This window comes from Acidobacteriota bacterium (assembly GCA_038040445.1).
Classification (GTDB): domain Bacteria; phylum Acidobacteriota; class Blastocatellia; order UBA7656; family UBA7656; genus Onstottus_A; species Onstottus_A frigus.
The window spans coordinates 1-14,391 of record JBBPIG010000059.1 but is presented as its reverse complement, the minus strand read 5'-3'; the positions used below and the strand labels follow the sequence as shown (position 1 = coordinate 14,391).

Annotated in this window: 12 protein-coding genes; 5 read left to right on the top strand and 7 right to left on the bottom strand. The window is 56.5% G+C overall.

The features are described 5' to 3' along the window. Positions 1-308 precede the first annotated feature (308 nt). Positions 309-1,544 (top strand): hypothetical protein, encoded by a 1,236-nt coding sequence (locus AABO57_28690; GenBank protein ID MEK6289713.1) that lies wholly within the window; start codon positions 309-311, stop codon positions 1,542-1,544. A gap of 224 nt (positions 1,545-1,768) precedes the next feature. Here the strand turns inward: AABO57_28690 and AABO57_28685 are convergent, their stop codons facing one another. After that, complete coding sequence (locus AABO57_28685) at positions 1,769-3,277, bottom strand: FAD-dependent oxidoreductase (protein MEK6289712.1); 1,509 nt, start codon at positions 3,275-3,277, stop codon at positions 1,769-1,771. Positions 3,278-3,475: 198 nt separating this feature from the next. Between AABO57_28685 and AABO57_28680 the strand changes: the two genes are divergently transcribed. Then, complete coding sequence (locus AABO57_28680) at positions 3,476-3,760, top strand: YMGG-like glycine zipper-containing protein (protein MEK6289711.1); 285 nt, start codon at positions 3,476-3,478, stop codon at positions 3,758-3,760. A gap of 121 nt (positions 3,761-3,881) precedes the next feature. Here the strand turns inward: AABO57_28680 and AABO57_28675 are convergent, their stop codons facing one another. The 5 genes from AABO57_28675 to AABO57_28655 all read right to left on the bottom strand — a co-directional run bounded on the left by AABO57_28675 (position 3,882) and on the right by AABO57_28655 (position 10,244). Next, complete coding sequence (locus tag AABO57_28675; GenBank protein ID MEK6289710.1) at positions 3,882-5,081, bottom strand: bifunctional oligoribonuclease/PAP phosphatase NrnA; 1,200 nt, start codon at positions 5,079-5,081, stop codon at positions 3,882-3,884. A gap of 406 nt (positions 5,082-5,487) precedes the next feature. Next, on the bottom strand, positions 5,488-6,519 hold the full coding sequence (locus AABO57_28670) for a rod shape-determining protein (protein MEK6289709.1): 1,032 nt from the start codon (positions 6,517-6,519) through the stop codon (positions 5,488-5,490). 296 nt (positions 6,520-6,815) lie between these two features. After that, positions 6,816-8,483: a GWxTD domain-containing protein gene (locus AABO57_28665; protein ID MEK6289708.1), complete on the bottom strand. Its 1,668-nt coding sequence runs from the start codon at positions 8,481-8,483 to the stop codon at positions 6,816-6,818. Between the two features lie 200 nt (positions 8,484-8,683). Beyond that, positions 8,684-9,790, bottom strand: coding sequence for a twin-arginine translocase subunit TatC (tatC, locus tag AABO57_28660; GenBank protein ID MEK6289707.1), 1,107 nt, complete (start codon positions 9,788-9,790; stop codon positions 8,684-8,686). A gap of 64 nt (positions 9,791-9,854) precedes the next feature. Further along, positions 9,855-10,244: a twin-arginine translocase TatA/TatE family subunit gene (locus AABO57_28655; protein MEK6289706.1), complete on the bottom strand. Its 390-nt coding sequence runs from the start codon at positions 10,242-10,244 to the stop codon at positions 9,855-9,857. 269 nt (positions 10,245-10,513) lie between these two features. Here AABO57_28655 and AABO57_28650 point away from each other — a divergent pair, with 269 nt between their 5' ends. From AABO57_28650 to AABO57_28640, 3 genes are all read left to right on the top strand, one after another. Beyond that, positions 10,514-10,933: a hypothetical protein gene (locus AABO57_28650; GenBank protein MEK6289705.1), complete on the top strand. Its 420-nt coding sequence runs from the start codon at positions 10,514-10,516 to the stop codon at positions 10,931-10,933. Positions 10,934-11,100: 167 nt separating this feature from the next. Next, positions 11,101-11,658 carry a hypothetical protein gene (locus tag AABO57_28645; GenBank protein ID MEK6289704.1) on the top strand — a complete coding sequence of 186 codons (558 nt, stop codon included), beginning with the start codon at positions 11,101-11,103 and terminating at the stop codon, positions 11,656-11,658. Positions 11,659-11,778: 120 nt separating this feature from the next. Further along, positions 11,779-12,810, top strand: a complete 1,032-nt coding sequence (locus AABO57_28640) for an MBL fold metallo-hydrolase (protein ID MEK6289703.1) — start codon at positions 11,779-11,781, stop codon at positions 12,808-12,810. Between the two features lie 95 nt (positions 12,811-12,905). Here AABO57_28640 and ispG read toward each other — a convergent pair whose 3' ends face one another. Beyond that, entirely contained in the window at positions 12,906-14,156 is a 1,251-nt protein-coding gene (gene ispG / locus AABO57_28635) for a flavodoxin-dependent (E)-4-hydroxy-3-methylbut-2-enyl-diphosphate synthase (protein MEK6289702.1), read from the bottom strand. Positions 14,157-14,391 lie beyond the last annotated feature (235 nt).

Sequence of the window (14,391 nt, the reverse complement as noted above, 5' to 3'; positions counted from 1 at the left end):
GCGCCGGCATCCCTTCCTGCTTGGCGTTGCTCTATAAGAGGCAGGCCGGGATGCCTGCGCTCCCAGGATGCTTGGGCTAAGAGTCTCATTGTCTATGTGTCAATAGCGTGCAAGTCAGAGCTTATAGCATACCGTCTGAGAGGCGAACAAGTACACGGCAACATAATGACCGCGGAACTCTGGCGCGCCGCGCGCATTCGGATATAATCTGTTCGCGTCGTCAACGCACTCGCCCCGGAATCCTCAAGGGCAATCGAATTTGAGAACTTGAAGTCTGAACGCTGGTTTCGGAACGAGAGATTATCAGAATGAGAAAAGCGGTATTGATGTTGAGCTTCTCGGTAGCCATGGCCTCCGCCGCGATCACGCCGGTCGCGCGCGCAGGCACGCCCTCCGCGAGAGTTTCCTCTGATCCGGGCCGGAGTTTAGTTTCAATCTCGGCGCCGGCCAGCGTGCAGACCGGTTGTCCGATAATCCTCTCGGACGGGCCTGTGGTCGTGGCGCCGAATCAACCCGCGGTAGAGGAGCAATCGACCGTCGGCATCATCAACGCGCTGTGCGATGTGACGCTGGATTTTGTCGGATGCGGGTTCATGCCAACTTCTATCACCCTGGGCTGCGACAGCAATGGCGATGGCGTGCCGGATTTGTCTATCGCACTGAAGAACATCACTTCGATCAATCGACTCCTGGTTCAGGCTACGATTCCGGCTTTAGCGACGACACCGGGCACGGCGTTTCCTCTCGCTTGTTGTGGTGGTAAGACGACCATCACGTTGACCCGGACAGTGGGGGCGGGCGACGACAATGTTTTCGGACCTTTCACTCAGACGCTCACCTGCTCGATCGATCTCGGACTCAGAGCGCCGGTGGTGATCTCAGCCACGCCCTCTGAAGGAGACTGCGCGATTGGACAGAACCTGCTGATACCGGGCTCGTGTTTCCTGCTTGCGGACGGAAAGCCCAACGTCACTTCGGTTTTCGCCGTCGAAGCCGCCAATCCTGACAATGTGATTCAAGCGAGCTCGATTCACATACTAACTTCCAACCTGGTTGATGCGTTCTTTCAGCTTGGACCCTCGAGTGCGGGGAAGACGTTTTTGATTTTCGCGAGCGGACCAAACGGAACGAGCCGCAACTTGACGTCGCTGCCTGCGGGCGCGCACCCAGGTTGTCCGTTGGGTAATGAGCAAGGCATCGCGGTTACGTTCAAGTGCAAGTCGAACGGCGCGGGTGACCCAGGTGAAAGCCCAGACTCGTCTTCGACGGTTATCGGCGGGTGCCGAGTCGATCGCGACGCCGCGGGTACATTCAGTCTATCGATCTTCGGAAAAGGGTTTCGTGACGGATCAAGAGTGACTGTGGGCGGTGTAAAACCGAAGAAGCTGAAGTTCAAAGGCTTTGATCCGGTGGATGGCGGTTTCACGCAGATGGTTGTGAAGGGCAAATTCTGCGACGGGTTGCCAGGTGCGATAGTGATAACGAATCCGGATGGGACTTCCAGCGCGCCGATGGTTTGTGCGGAGCGTTGTTTGAATCAATAGATCGGAGTTTGGGACCACAGCGTACACGCTGCTTGCGTCAGGAAAATAGTAGCCTCTATGAGTGAGTACCGTTAGAATCTGATGGCAAGGGCTGAGCCAATCAGATAACCAGGGAGTTAGTATGACAGCAACTCTTCTGTCCTGGGTAAAGTTTGCTCGGTTAATGGAGGCCCAGGGCAAGCCCGCAAAGGTGAGTAATCGCGTGGGCTGAAGCTGAGCGGCTGCTAACTACCAATAACTCGAACCGCAAGAAACGCAGCGCTCTCAGCATCGTTGACTTCCTCCGCCGCGCGATTTCCCGACTCTAACGCTCCGTTCATCCAGCCGTGCCATGCCGATGTGTGCTCGCCGGCGAAGTGTATCCGGCCCTCGGGACGTTGAGCTATCGGAAGCAACGTCGTCATCTGTCCCGGCTCAAAATAAGCGAACGCGCCGCGCGCCCACTTGTCCTCGTGCCAGATATGACTCGTGCCGCCTTCGTACTGACTGTCGAGCCCGTTAAACATATTGCCCATCTGACGAAGCACGAAGCTCTGGCGATCGCTCTCGCTCATCGCGCCCAGATCTAGCGCGCGCTGTCCGCCCGTGTACGAAGTCAGTATCCCGCGCCTCCCTTCTTGAGTGAGCGTCGGCGAGAAAGTGTTCTGAATCGGGAGATCGCTCAGGCCATAACCGCTGAGGCCCGCTTGCTCCCACACCCGGTTGCGGAACTGCAAGAAAGTGCGGGTGACCGGCGTGAGCTTCAGCTCCTCGATAGCGCGTCGTTTATCGTCGGAGAAGGGCGGCGACACTTCAATGTCCTTCAGGATAGGGAAGGGAAGCGTGCAGATGACGCGGTCGGCCGCGATCGTTTGAATGCCGTCGCCGTTGGTGTAAGTCACGGTGACGCCGTTTTCATTTTGCTCTATGCGCGTAACCACGGAGGCTTTTCTGAATTGCTTTTTGACTCTGCGCTTGAGCACCGACGCCAGTTGATCGTTGCCGTCGACTATCTCATAGAAGGGCGGAGCGGAGGCGATCGCTTCCGTGACTACGCCATCCATCGCAGAAAATGAATCGAGGCCAAACCCCAATAACCCAAGCTGCGAAGCCTCGATGATGTCGATCGCTCCATCCGAGGCGCCCAAATCTGAAAGCAAATGTTTCAGAGAAACGGGGTCAATCGATCTTAAAGCGTCGGGCGGCCAGTTGGGTTTTCGCGGATTGCCGACTTCGCTCATATAGCTGCCGAGGTAGAGCGAAATGATCCCATACACACCTGCTGCCCGCTCTCTTGAAGTGAGCTGAAACGGGATGACGGTCGGACCTGTCGAGTTGACGCGGAAACGATTGCCGCGAATGTTGGCTATCGAGTCGAGCCCGAACGAGGTCGCAGGGCGCAAGGGCAGGCCGAAATCTGTCGCGTAGCCGTAGGTGAACTCATGCGACTCGGGAAAGCTTAGCGCGCCTGCTTCGGCGTACTGCCCGCCGTCGAAGTCTCGAATAGTCTGCACACGGCCGCCCGGGAATTTGCGAGCTTCAAGAATGGTGACGCTGTGTCCCGCGCGCTTCAACTCGAAACCAGCCGCAAGCCCCGCCAGTCCGCCGCCAAGCACGACGACGCTCTTGGGTGCTCCCATCAGCTTGATGCCGCCGCGCCGCTTGGCGCGAGCTATGCCAGGTGCGAGCGCCAACGCAGCAGCGCTTAAGCCGATTTCCTGAATGAACTGACGGCGATTCATGCGCTTCGACATTCGTTTCTCCGATGAATGGCTCTATGCTACAAGCGAAGAGTCAGCATTGCAACGGTTGACTGTCTCGTTGAAACTCTGTGGTTCTTGCCGCTCGACTCGACGCTTGTGGAACGCGGATTGATCTATCTCCGGCAGCGGTGCTTTTTCTTAAGGAAGGACGGCGCCGTCGTCGCATCAGTATACGTTCGGAGGATGATAATGATACAGACTGTTAGAAAGAAGAACATGATTGCAATGCTGTTGATTGCAGTTTTTCTAGTATTCACCGCGGTCTCGGATAGCTTCGCGCACCGCCGTCCGTACCGCCATCACCACAGCAAGACGAAGGGCGCGGTTATCGGCGGAGTCGCCGGTGCAGTGGCAGGCGGGTTAATTGGCGGAAAGAAGGGTGCCGCGATAGGAGCGGGAGTGGGAGCTGGTGGCGGCTACGTCGTCCAGCGGCACAGGAACCGAAGGCACTATCGTAATCGCCGCAATAGGTAACCGCATATCGTGGGTTACTAGAGACGCACGACTGTCTTCAAACTCGCAACGATTCTTTTTACGAATCTGCGATCCGGTAGTGTCCTGATTGAATGGGGGCACTACCAGCGATCCTGCGAATCTAAGGTTCTTCCGCGCGAAGTCCGCCCGTAGGCAGCGCGCCCGTCTCAGTGCGCGGCGCTTCATTTCTGATCGGCGGCGTCGCAACCCCGATCTTCTCAAGCAGCTTCCTCTTGATCAGCTCGTTGTGGAGCCGCCACTTCATGCGTACGAGCTCGTCGTCTTTGATTGCAGCCAAAAATCCAATCGGGATTTCGAACCCGCCCGCGCCCCGCCGGCCGCCGCCGTAGTAACGTCCCGCCTCGGTCGTACCTAAAGCTTCTTTGAGAAACTCGTCCGGATTCAGAGTCACTTTGTTTGTTCTCATCGAGCCAACTACCATCTCGCGATCGCCCTTGAGGATGATTCCATAAACGATGGCGGTGTGTACGTTCTCTTCGGTGAGCAGGAAGTCGGCGGCTTGCGGGATCGAGTCTCGATCTTCGCTCCTGAGGAAGCCCACGCCTGATATCGAGTAGCTGTCGCGGATCTCGCGATTCTCGAGCGCCAGGCGAATCACGTCCATCACTTGCTTCGAGCGCTTAACCGAGAGGATGTCTTCGAGCAGCGACGAGTCCGCGAAGCGGCTGAGGAAGCTCGCCGCCTCCAGCTCTTCCGCGCGCGCGCGGATCAGCCCCGAGGTTTCGCTGCGAATGCCGTGCATGAGCGCGGTTGCCAGCTTCACGTGGCTGGGTTCGCTCTTCTTCAGCTCGAGCAGACCTTCGCGCATGTATTCGGTGTAGATCGTAGCGGTGGCGCCGATCTGCCGTATGTCGGTGAATTCCGCCTCAATCCGGTCCTGCTTCTCGTGATGGTCGACGATCACGACCGGCTTCACTCTCGCGGCGGTGAAGCGGTCGGTGAGCGCCGCAGTTGTACCCTGATTATCGACGAACACCGTGCCGTGGTACTGTTCGAGGTTGTAACCCTCGATGTACCTGACCATCTCCAACTCGGTCAGTTGTACCAGTGCGAGGTTTTCCTGATGGCTTATTCGACCTTCGTAGATAATGTCACAGTCAATACCGAACCTTGCGGCAATCAGCTTATGCGCCCATGCGGCTGAGATTGCGTCCGGATCGGGGTAGTCCTGCATCACGATTGCGTGACGTTCGCCGCGATGAGCCTCCAGAAGCGCTGCCAGCTCGGACGCCTTGCTCATCGGATGGGCGCTGCCTGTCTTCGCGCTCACATCCGTGAGCGGTCTGCGTTCTCTGGACATGTCTATGTCTCCTTCCATTCGGTTGCCAAGACGATTCATCTCAATGGGCGACCAATCATTCCAAGCCTGTCACATGTTTGCGCGGATGTTCAGCTTGATGCAAGCTCCGTCGAACCTGGAGCTTGAATACGTCGGGATAGCGTCAGGCTTGTTACAGCCGTTTCGCTAGCGATCAAATGGTTCGAAATCAGTGCGAATCCGTCAAATCAGTGTCATCCGTGGTCTATGCGGCACTGGCAATGCGATTCTTACGAACTCATAGACCACGGATGACACTGATTCGGCGGATTTGCGCGGATACCCCTCCTTGACTAGTGAGGCGCATGTTTCAGGCTACTAGCACATCAGAGAGGCATTCTTATGTGCGGTTAGTTTGAAGCCAGGATCAAGTCGATCCAAACTAGAATCACGCGAGGTCGATATTTCGAGAGACGCGTCGAAGCAGCAGCGGCTGGTCATACAACGCAACCAGGCCTCGGCCCACGGACTGCCGCGGGCTTTCGGCAACCGCTACGTGAAGCTTCGTCGCCTGGCTCAGGCGAGCGTCCATTCCCGCCAGCAATGCTATGCCGCCCGTGAGCACGAGTCCCGTGTCGTGTATGTCGCCTGCGACCTCTGGCGGTATGCGTTCGAGAACCTCTCGAACCTTCTCGACGATTTGCTTGACGATCGGTTCGATGGCGTGGTGCACCTCGAACGATGAAACCTCGATCATTTCAGGCCCGCCTTCGGTGACATTTTGACCTTTGACGTTGCTCTTGTGATCTTCGATCGGATCGATTGCCGAGCCTAGAACGATCTTCAACCGTTCGGCGGTGCGTTCGCCAATCAGCACTCGACGCTCATGCTTGATATAGTCGGTAATAGCGCGGTCCATATCGAGCCCGCCTGTTCGAAGCGTCTCCGATTCGACGATTCCGGCATTCGCGACGACTGCGATCGAGGTGGTGGCGCCGCCGATGTCGACAACCATCGACGCTTGCATTTCCGCCGCTGGCAGCTTCGCGCCGATCGCGGCCGCCAGCCCTTCTTCGACCAGGTAGACGCGGGTTGCTCCGATTCCCTTAACAACGTCACGAATGGCGAAGCGCTCAACCGAAGTTATGCCGGCCGGCACGCTCTGAATTATCCGGCGCGAGAACCGTGCGCGGCCGCCGCGCGCTTTGCGGATGAACTTCTTGAGCATCGTCTGGGTCAGCTCCGAATCGGCGACCACTCCATCCTGCATCGGATAAACCACCTCGACGTCTTCGGGTGAGCGTCCCAGCATCTCCAGCGCCTCGTTTCCCACGGCTATAACCTCGCCGGAGACTTTGTCGATGGCGACCAGCGACGGCTCGTTAACCACCATCCCACGACCACGCCCATATATAAACGTGTGCACCGTTCCCAGATCGACCGCCAGGTCTTCGGTAAATGGATTGATTGAAAAATTCATAATGCTTTCAGCCGATTCTCTTCGATTCGACAAAAGATGATAGCAATCGGTCTTCGAAACGAAAAGATGATTCAGAGAGCGGCGTAGCATATATAGGACTTTAGTCGGTGTGCACAACCCGGTTCCGGGTTCGTAGCTCCGGGTTGCGAGGTCAGGGCGTGAACTCATAACGCGAAGCCCTGTACCCGAAACCCGAACCCGAAACCCCGAACCTTTAAAGTCCATGCTACTACGCAAAAAAGCCGGACTTCACGGCGAGAGCCCGGCTTTGATGTCACCACTTGTAAAACGAGCGACTATTTACTGACGACTGTGTAAACAGCTTGCGGTGTCAGGACCTTTTGGGAGACCAGATCAGTGATCCTGGCGGTTACGGTGTAGGTGCCCGGTTCCGCCAGCTTGTCTTGAAGCGGGATCGCTCGCGCAATGACCAATTGCTGGCCCTTCATATCAATGATGCCCATCTGGGTCTTTCCGTCTTCGACGACGCGAAACAGCTCCTGTCCGCCCTTCGAGACAGTGTACTCGACTCTGATAGCCGGCTGCAGCGTCGCCTGATCCATGTCAGCGTCATAGACCTGAAGGAACAACGCCAGATTCTGACCGGGCTTATAGATACCGCTGACCATAGGCTTGACTTTGTAGCCGCCGAGCACGAACTGTCCCGAGGCGATCGATCGGTTGTCCAACTTGTCGATCGACGCGGCCAGGATCAACGTACTGGTGGCGAACTGCTTCTCTTGATATCGCGGCACCTCGAACGAGTGGTGCAGGATGCCCGTCTTCCCGCTGACCGTGTCGCGAGCGACCACGTCTAGCTTGTAGCGGCCCGGCGGTAGCACCACATTCTTCTGGTAGACCGAACGCTGAGTTTGAGCTGCCGGCAACTGCTCATCGCTGTACCTCGCAGTTTGCACGACGTCTTCAAAGTTCCCGGCGCGCCGGCCGGAAAGCCCTGTCAGCCTTGCGAAGATATTGACCTGACCTGAGTAGATCCCACCCTGATTCTTGAAGGCGAGGTCGGCATGGTCGAACTGCATCGTGAACGAAATTGCGACTGATTCGCTGCCTATCCGGAAGAAGTCTGTGCGAACGCTGAACGGCAGGATGTCGGAAGCAATCTCGGGAAGATCAGCCGTGACCCGGAGATCAGGAAACTTGATTGCGGGCGCGCGCTGCAGATCAGCCAGCAGTTGCAGCTTCTCGAAGGGCTGGTCCTTCGCTCTTCCGCCGCCAAACATTCCGCTGCCGCCAGACGAGCTCATCCCGGTAATGCGGTCGGTCTTGTTTGACATTCCAAGACTCTCGGCCAGCGTGAGTCCCGCCCCCGGCACATGAAACAGGGCGTCTTTTTCGTTGGGGCTTTGCGCGATTCGGTACTCGCCCGAGCCTGAAGGATCGACGAACTCAATCTCGATGTCCGAGCCGATGCCTTCGATGTAGCGATACCACCACGTCTCGAACGGAAACGTTGAAGTCGAACCGCCACCCTCCCAGGAAGGCCGGTTGTACGAGCCTCCCGACGGGTGAGACTCCAGCCCATCGGGCTTGCCGAACATTATGTAAATGCGGCCGCGGTCAGTGCGCCAGCCTGCGATGCCTGATGAAAACTTTTCATTAGCGTACTGAATGCGCTCAAAGTACTGTTCCTTGTATTCGTTCTCAGGAGTGTCGGGATCGGGATCGCGGCGTAGCCAGAACTGCTCGATGAACTGATCGCGCTCCTCGTCGGTCTTGAGCGCCTTGAACGCCTTTCGCTCCTCGTCGGTTATTATGTACTGGACATCTTCGTCGAGCCATCTTTTATAGACGCTTTTCAGCTCGTCCTTTCGCTTCTGTTCATTGCGGTCCTTAGCCGCCTGCTTCTTATCCTGAGCGAGCGCGCTGGGGATTATTCCGGCCCACAATATCAGCATCATCAGGACGCCGACGATTCTTTCGAAGAGACTGACATCCCGCTTCATAACCAGTACTCCTTTTGCTTACAAACAGGTTCCCACCAAGGCGCATAAGGGTGAGCGCTTAAGTTCAACTGAAGCTCAAGTCTACGTAGCGTGCTCCGTGAGGTCAAGTTCACGCGACCAACGCTGAGCGCTTCCCTATCATTTGCACATCCGGGCACATCCGCGCCCAGACTGTGTCACACTATGCCAAACTATGAATGCTAATCTCCCTTTCTCTTGCGCTCCGAAGCCAGGTATTCCTTCTCGGTTTGGCGCCGCCGGTGAAAGACCCAGGCTATGAGGACGCTCACGAAATACAGGATAAGCATCGGCGCGGCGAACACCAGCAGGTTCGGAATGTCCGTGGTCGGAGACAGCACCGCCGCGAGGATCAGGATGACTACTGTTGCGTAACGCCAAACCCTCAAAAGCAGACCGGGCGACACCAGCCCCAGGCGCGACCCGAAAAATGTAATAGTCGGGATCTCGAACACCACCCCGAGCCCAAGCATGATCACTATGATCAGGTCAAAATACTCGTCCGCTGTCACCAGCGGTCTGAGATTTCCACCCGCGGCAACACCGAGCAGAAAATTCGCCGCGCGTGGAAAAGCAACGTAATAAGCGAATGCGCACCCCAACAGGAAGAACAACGAAGCCATGATGATTATCGGCGCCGCGTAACCTTTCTCGTGTGGATAAAGACCCGGCGCCACGAATCCCCAAATCTGCACCAGCAGAAAGGGCACAGCGAAAAAGACAGCCGCGTAGAACGCTACTTTGATGTACAGGTTGAACGCGCCTTGCACGGTCGCCACCACAAGCTGATTGTCGCGGCCCATCATCGCGTTGGACGATTGATAGAGCGCCCGCGGGATGACCGTCTCCTTCTCAACAACCGTCCGGTCATCTATCAACCAATAACTGCTGGTAACCAGTTGTGTGGTCCCATCGGGCTCACGCTTTACTCTGGCCGGCACCGTGTTTCCCGCACCGATCAGGACATCGCCAAGCTTGGCTTCGGTTGGCAAAGGGAAGATTACCTCAGTGCCGTCCGGCAAGTCTGAAAGCGCGAGCGCAGTCCCGGCAAGCTCCGGGGCATACTGACGCTTTGCCTCGAGCATCGCCGCCCGAACGGGCACTTGTAGAAAGTTGTAAATCTTGTCGGAGAAAACCCAGCAAACGACGAACGCGATTGCAATGAAGAGCGCGCTGCGAATTAACCGTTTGCGGAGCTCGTCGAGGTGGTCCAGGAACGACATCGTTCCTTCTTCGCTCAACGGTTCATCGTACGCTTCGGTGTAGGTGGCCATAGTGAGCAGTAGCATAGACTTTAGTCTGTGCCCTGCGATTTCGCTCCCGAGCTAACGCAAACACAGACTCAAGTCTATGCTACATCCAATCGTGCTTGGTTTCCTTCGCGGCAGCCTCTTCGTGGTGAGCGGTCACCGGCATCTCGGCGGCAGTTGGGACAAGCGAGGGCTCTTCTGGTGCGCTTGTGTTTGGCTCCTCGCCTTCACTTGTTTGTATCTCTTGGACGTCAGTTGAAGCAGGCTCGGAATAACCCGCGTGTTCAACAGCCTCCGGGCGCGGCGCCTCGATCCGATGGCGCTCGATCTCCACTTCATCTTCCCATTGGCGCTTGAAGTCCTCGCTTGCCTTCCGGAACTGTGCAAGGCTCTTGCCCAGGGTCTTTCCGAGCTCGGGTAGCTTACGCGGACCGAAGATGATCAGCGCGATCACCAGTATCGTTATAATCTCTGGCATTCCCAGGCTTCCCATGGTTTATTCCTCTTCTCGTGGGCCAACTATCAGGCAGACAGCCAAGCGTTAAGCTATGCCTCGATATCCGTGTCCGTCGGCAAGAATCAATAGTAGGTTAGGCTATCAACGCGCGTCAACTGTTTGACCTGAGCAGCTTGGCTACGTACGGCAATCGTCAGAAAGAAACTGTTGACTGTATTCACCTGCTGTCTTATAAACCGGCATACGGCGGCGGCCCCTCCGACGAATCGCAATTTACCCGGGATAACAAGGATGGACAACCAAGGATGATAGGGGCAACAGAACCCGACTACGTCGTCACCATCGTGCAACACACCTACTGCGCTGATTGCATGTGGGTGAAAGGAAAAATCACCGATTCCTATCACGCATCGGGCATCGTACGCGGCGAGGACTCAAAGCACTGGCGCATGCAGATCCTGTCGCCACCCTGGGACAGGGAAGCGCGCAAAGCCGAGTTCCCGTCCCGCTTCGAAACGATCGACGTACCTGCGATGAAAATGGAAGTAGGCACGCGCCTGGTATTCGCCACTCAGGACCCTGCGCTCATAAGCGAAATCCTTGTCCAGTTGAAATGGATGCTAATCAACCGTCAAAGCAACGCTGAGATTGAAAAGCAGCTAGTCGGATTCGTGAAGGAGTGGAAAGGTCAGGCGGCCCCTGACGCATGCGTGATCGGTGGCTAGACCTGCTTCTCAGACCGCCCCTTCCCAACCTGAAGTGTAAACGTTTATTCCCACCGCCGGAGTTGATGCCGTTGGTCCGCGTTGTCACATCTTGTGGTCAGCAGATATAATCCTCGCTCCGTCAACGCCTCGAAGCACAGTGGAAAGTTAAAAGAAGGAGACTAAACATGAAGAAAGTTCTGTTTTCGTCCGCGCTGATTATTCTGCTTACGGCAATCGCTTTGGCGCACGATCCGCGAACCGTCGCAAAGGATTTCTCACACACGCTTACGCTCGAAGGGGCGGGCAAGCTCACGCTGAGCTACAAATCGCTTCACTTCAACGAGACTAATTTTAATGGTAGAAAGGCGGAGAGATCGCTAGTCGTATTCAACCGGCTCTGGAAAGCCATCGGCAAGCTCGATACCGATTTTGAAGTGGTGATCGCCGGCGTGCAGGTTCCGAAAGGCTCCTACACAATGGGAATAAACTTTGACGCAAATGACAACTTCAAGCTGATTCTGGCAAGCGGTGGTAAAGAGATATCCATACCAATGAAGTTCGCCGAAGACGGACCCGTGGTGAACTTTTTGAGCTTCGACCTGAGGCCTGAGAACGGAGCCGACGTCTTCACCTTCGAAGCCCGCTATGGAAAAGCACGAGTGACCGCTGACACCAAGGTGCCGTACCTGGCGGCACACGACCACAAAGACCCTCATGCAACACCGCCTGAGAAGAAGCCGTAAACGCGCCTCGCGTGCGCCGCTGATTCAGGACCAGGACTTTCTTAGGGGCGCGGCCCGACCTGAGCCGCGCCTTTTCCAAGCTGCTTCTATTCGCTAACGATAAACATCGAGGTGGACACCGTGAGGAAACTCGCCCCCTTAGCTCTTATTGCAACTGTGCTCCTGATCTGCGGGCGCAGCTTCGCCCACGATCCGGCGGCCCCGCAGGACAAAGGACCGTTCACCCTCAAGAAGCTCGCCGACGACACTTACGCGCTGTACGGACGCGGAGGCAACATCGGCTTCGCTGTGACCGATGAAGGCGTAGTTGTCATCGACGATCAATTTGCGGATCTTGCCCCCGGCATCGCCGAGCAAATCAAATCCGTAACGGCGAAACCGATCCGCTTTCTGATCAACACACATCACCACGGCGATCATACGGGCGGCAACGCGTTTTTTATCAAGATGACGACGATCGTCGCTCACGATAACGTGCGCAAGCACATGCTCGCCGCGCCGCAGGAGACGATTGCCAATGCGCCGCGCCAGATCGAGGGGCTACAGTCGCGGATAGACAAGCTGGAGAAAGACGATCCTCAGTCGAAGGACCTGGCCGCGCTGCGCACACAACTCGACACCGCTAAGAAGAATCTCGAGAGCGCGCGCGCAATGAAGCTCTCGGACATACCGGCCCCCAACATCACCTTCGACCGCGAGATGCGTATGTATCTGGGCGGCCGCGAGGTGCAGGTCTTCCATTTGAAGCGGGGCCACACCGACGGCGATTCGATAGTCTACTTCCCGCAAAGCAAAGTTGTTCATATGGGAGACCTGTTCTTCAACAAAGTTATTCCGGTCATCGACCGGGCGCACGGGGCTTCAACCGCCGAGTGGACCGAAACGATCGACGCTGTCATCGCTCGAGTCGATCCCACTTCTCAAATCATTCCCGGTCACGGTGAAGTCACCAACGTTGCGGACTTGAAAGCATTCAAACAGTATCTGCTGGAACTGCGGGCCGCGGTTAAGAAGGCAATCGATCAAGGCCTGACCCGCGAACAAGCTCTCAAAGAAGTGAAGCTCGAACAGTATTCGAAGTACACCGCCTACGAGCAGCGCTTCCCGGGAAATGTTGGAACAGTCTACGATGAGATGAAATCCGGCCAGTAAAGGGACTGCCGTCCCGTAGGCGTTGCGCGAGAAAGAGAAAGCGGTTAGCGGAAAGAGCAGGCAGGGATGCCTGCGCTCCCAGGGGTACATCTATCCTAAACCTGAAACTGAGCGACTGACTCTTCTTCTCTGCTCGCGTAATGAGCGTCGATGTACTCATCAAGTATCCGAATGAAGTCCGGCACAATCATCGGCCCTTGAAGCGTCACGAAGTTGGCGCCGTCGACGTACACCGGCGCGCGCGGATCTTCGCCCGTGCCCGGCAGCGAGATTCCGATGTTTGCGTGCTTCGATTCGCCGGGACCGTTCACTACGCATCCCATAACCGCGACCTTCAATTCTTCAACGCCTACATATTTCTCTTTCCACGAAGGCATCTGCTCGCGAAGGTAGGTCTGAATGTCTTCGGCCATTTCCTGAAACAACGTGCTCGTCGTTCTCCCGCAGCCGGGGCAAGCAGTCACCAGCGGCATAAAACTCCGCAAGCCCATCGTCTGAAGAATCTGCTGCGCGACAATGACTTCTTCAGTTCGATCGCCGTTCGGCCGAGGCGTGAGCGAAACGCGGATAGTATCGCCGATGCCGGTCTGCAGCAGCACGGCCAGCGCCGCCGTAGAAGCTACAATGCCCTTGCTGCCCATGCCAGCTTCGGTCAGTCCGAGGTGCAAGGGGTAATCACATCTCGCCGCCAGATTGCGATAGATCTCGATCAGGTCCTGGACCTCGGAGACCTTAGCGCTCAAGATGATTTGGTCGTGCGATAGCCCACATTTCTCGGCGAGCGCGGCGGATTCCAATGCGCTGACGACTACGGCTTCGTGCATGACCTCACGCGCGTCTTTCGGTTCAGGCAGCGCGGCATTTTGATCCATCAACCGGGTGAGCAACCCCTGGTCGAGCGAGCCCCAGTTGACGCCTATGCGCACGGGTTTGTTGTTGGCGACCGCGACTTCGATCATAGACTGAAAGTTCTTGTCGTGATGTTGGCCGGGCCCGACGTTCCCGGGATTGATGCGGTACTTAGCCAGCGCTCTCGCGCACTCAGGATACTCTTTGAGCAATATGTGGCCGTTATAGTGAAAATCTCCGATGATGGGAACGTCTACGCCGCGCTCGCCCAGCCGTTCGACGATATGCGGAACCGCTGCCGCAGCCTGCCGAGTGTTGACGGTGATGCGCACAAGCTCAGAACCGGCTCGCGCAAGTTGCTCGCACTGTAATGCAGTAGCCTCGACGTCCACGGTGTCGGTGTTAGTCATCGACTGGACTACGATAGGGTTGTCCGCTCCGACCTTGACGCCGTTTATGTTGGTCGCAACTGATCGCCTTCGACTGATATTGAACACTGAAGAACTCCTGTAGGACTCAATTCAGATCACGATTGTAGCCGCTGAATGTGAACCTAGCAAAGGGTTCAGGTTTCCGGGTTCGGGGTTCGGGGTTCAGGGTTCAGGGTTCGGGGTTTCTGGTTTCTAGTTTCTGGTTTCTGGTTTTTGGTTACGAGACTGGACACCCGAAACCAGAAGTTGAAACCAGAAACCAGAAACCAGAAACTAGAAACCAGAAACCCCGAACCCTGAA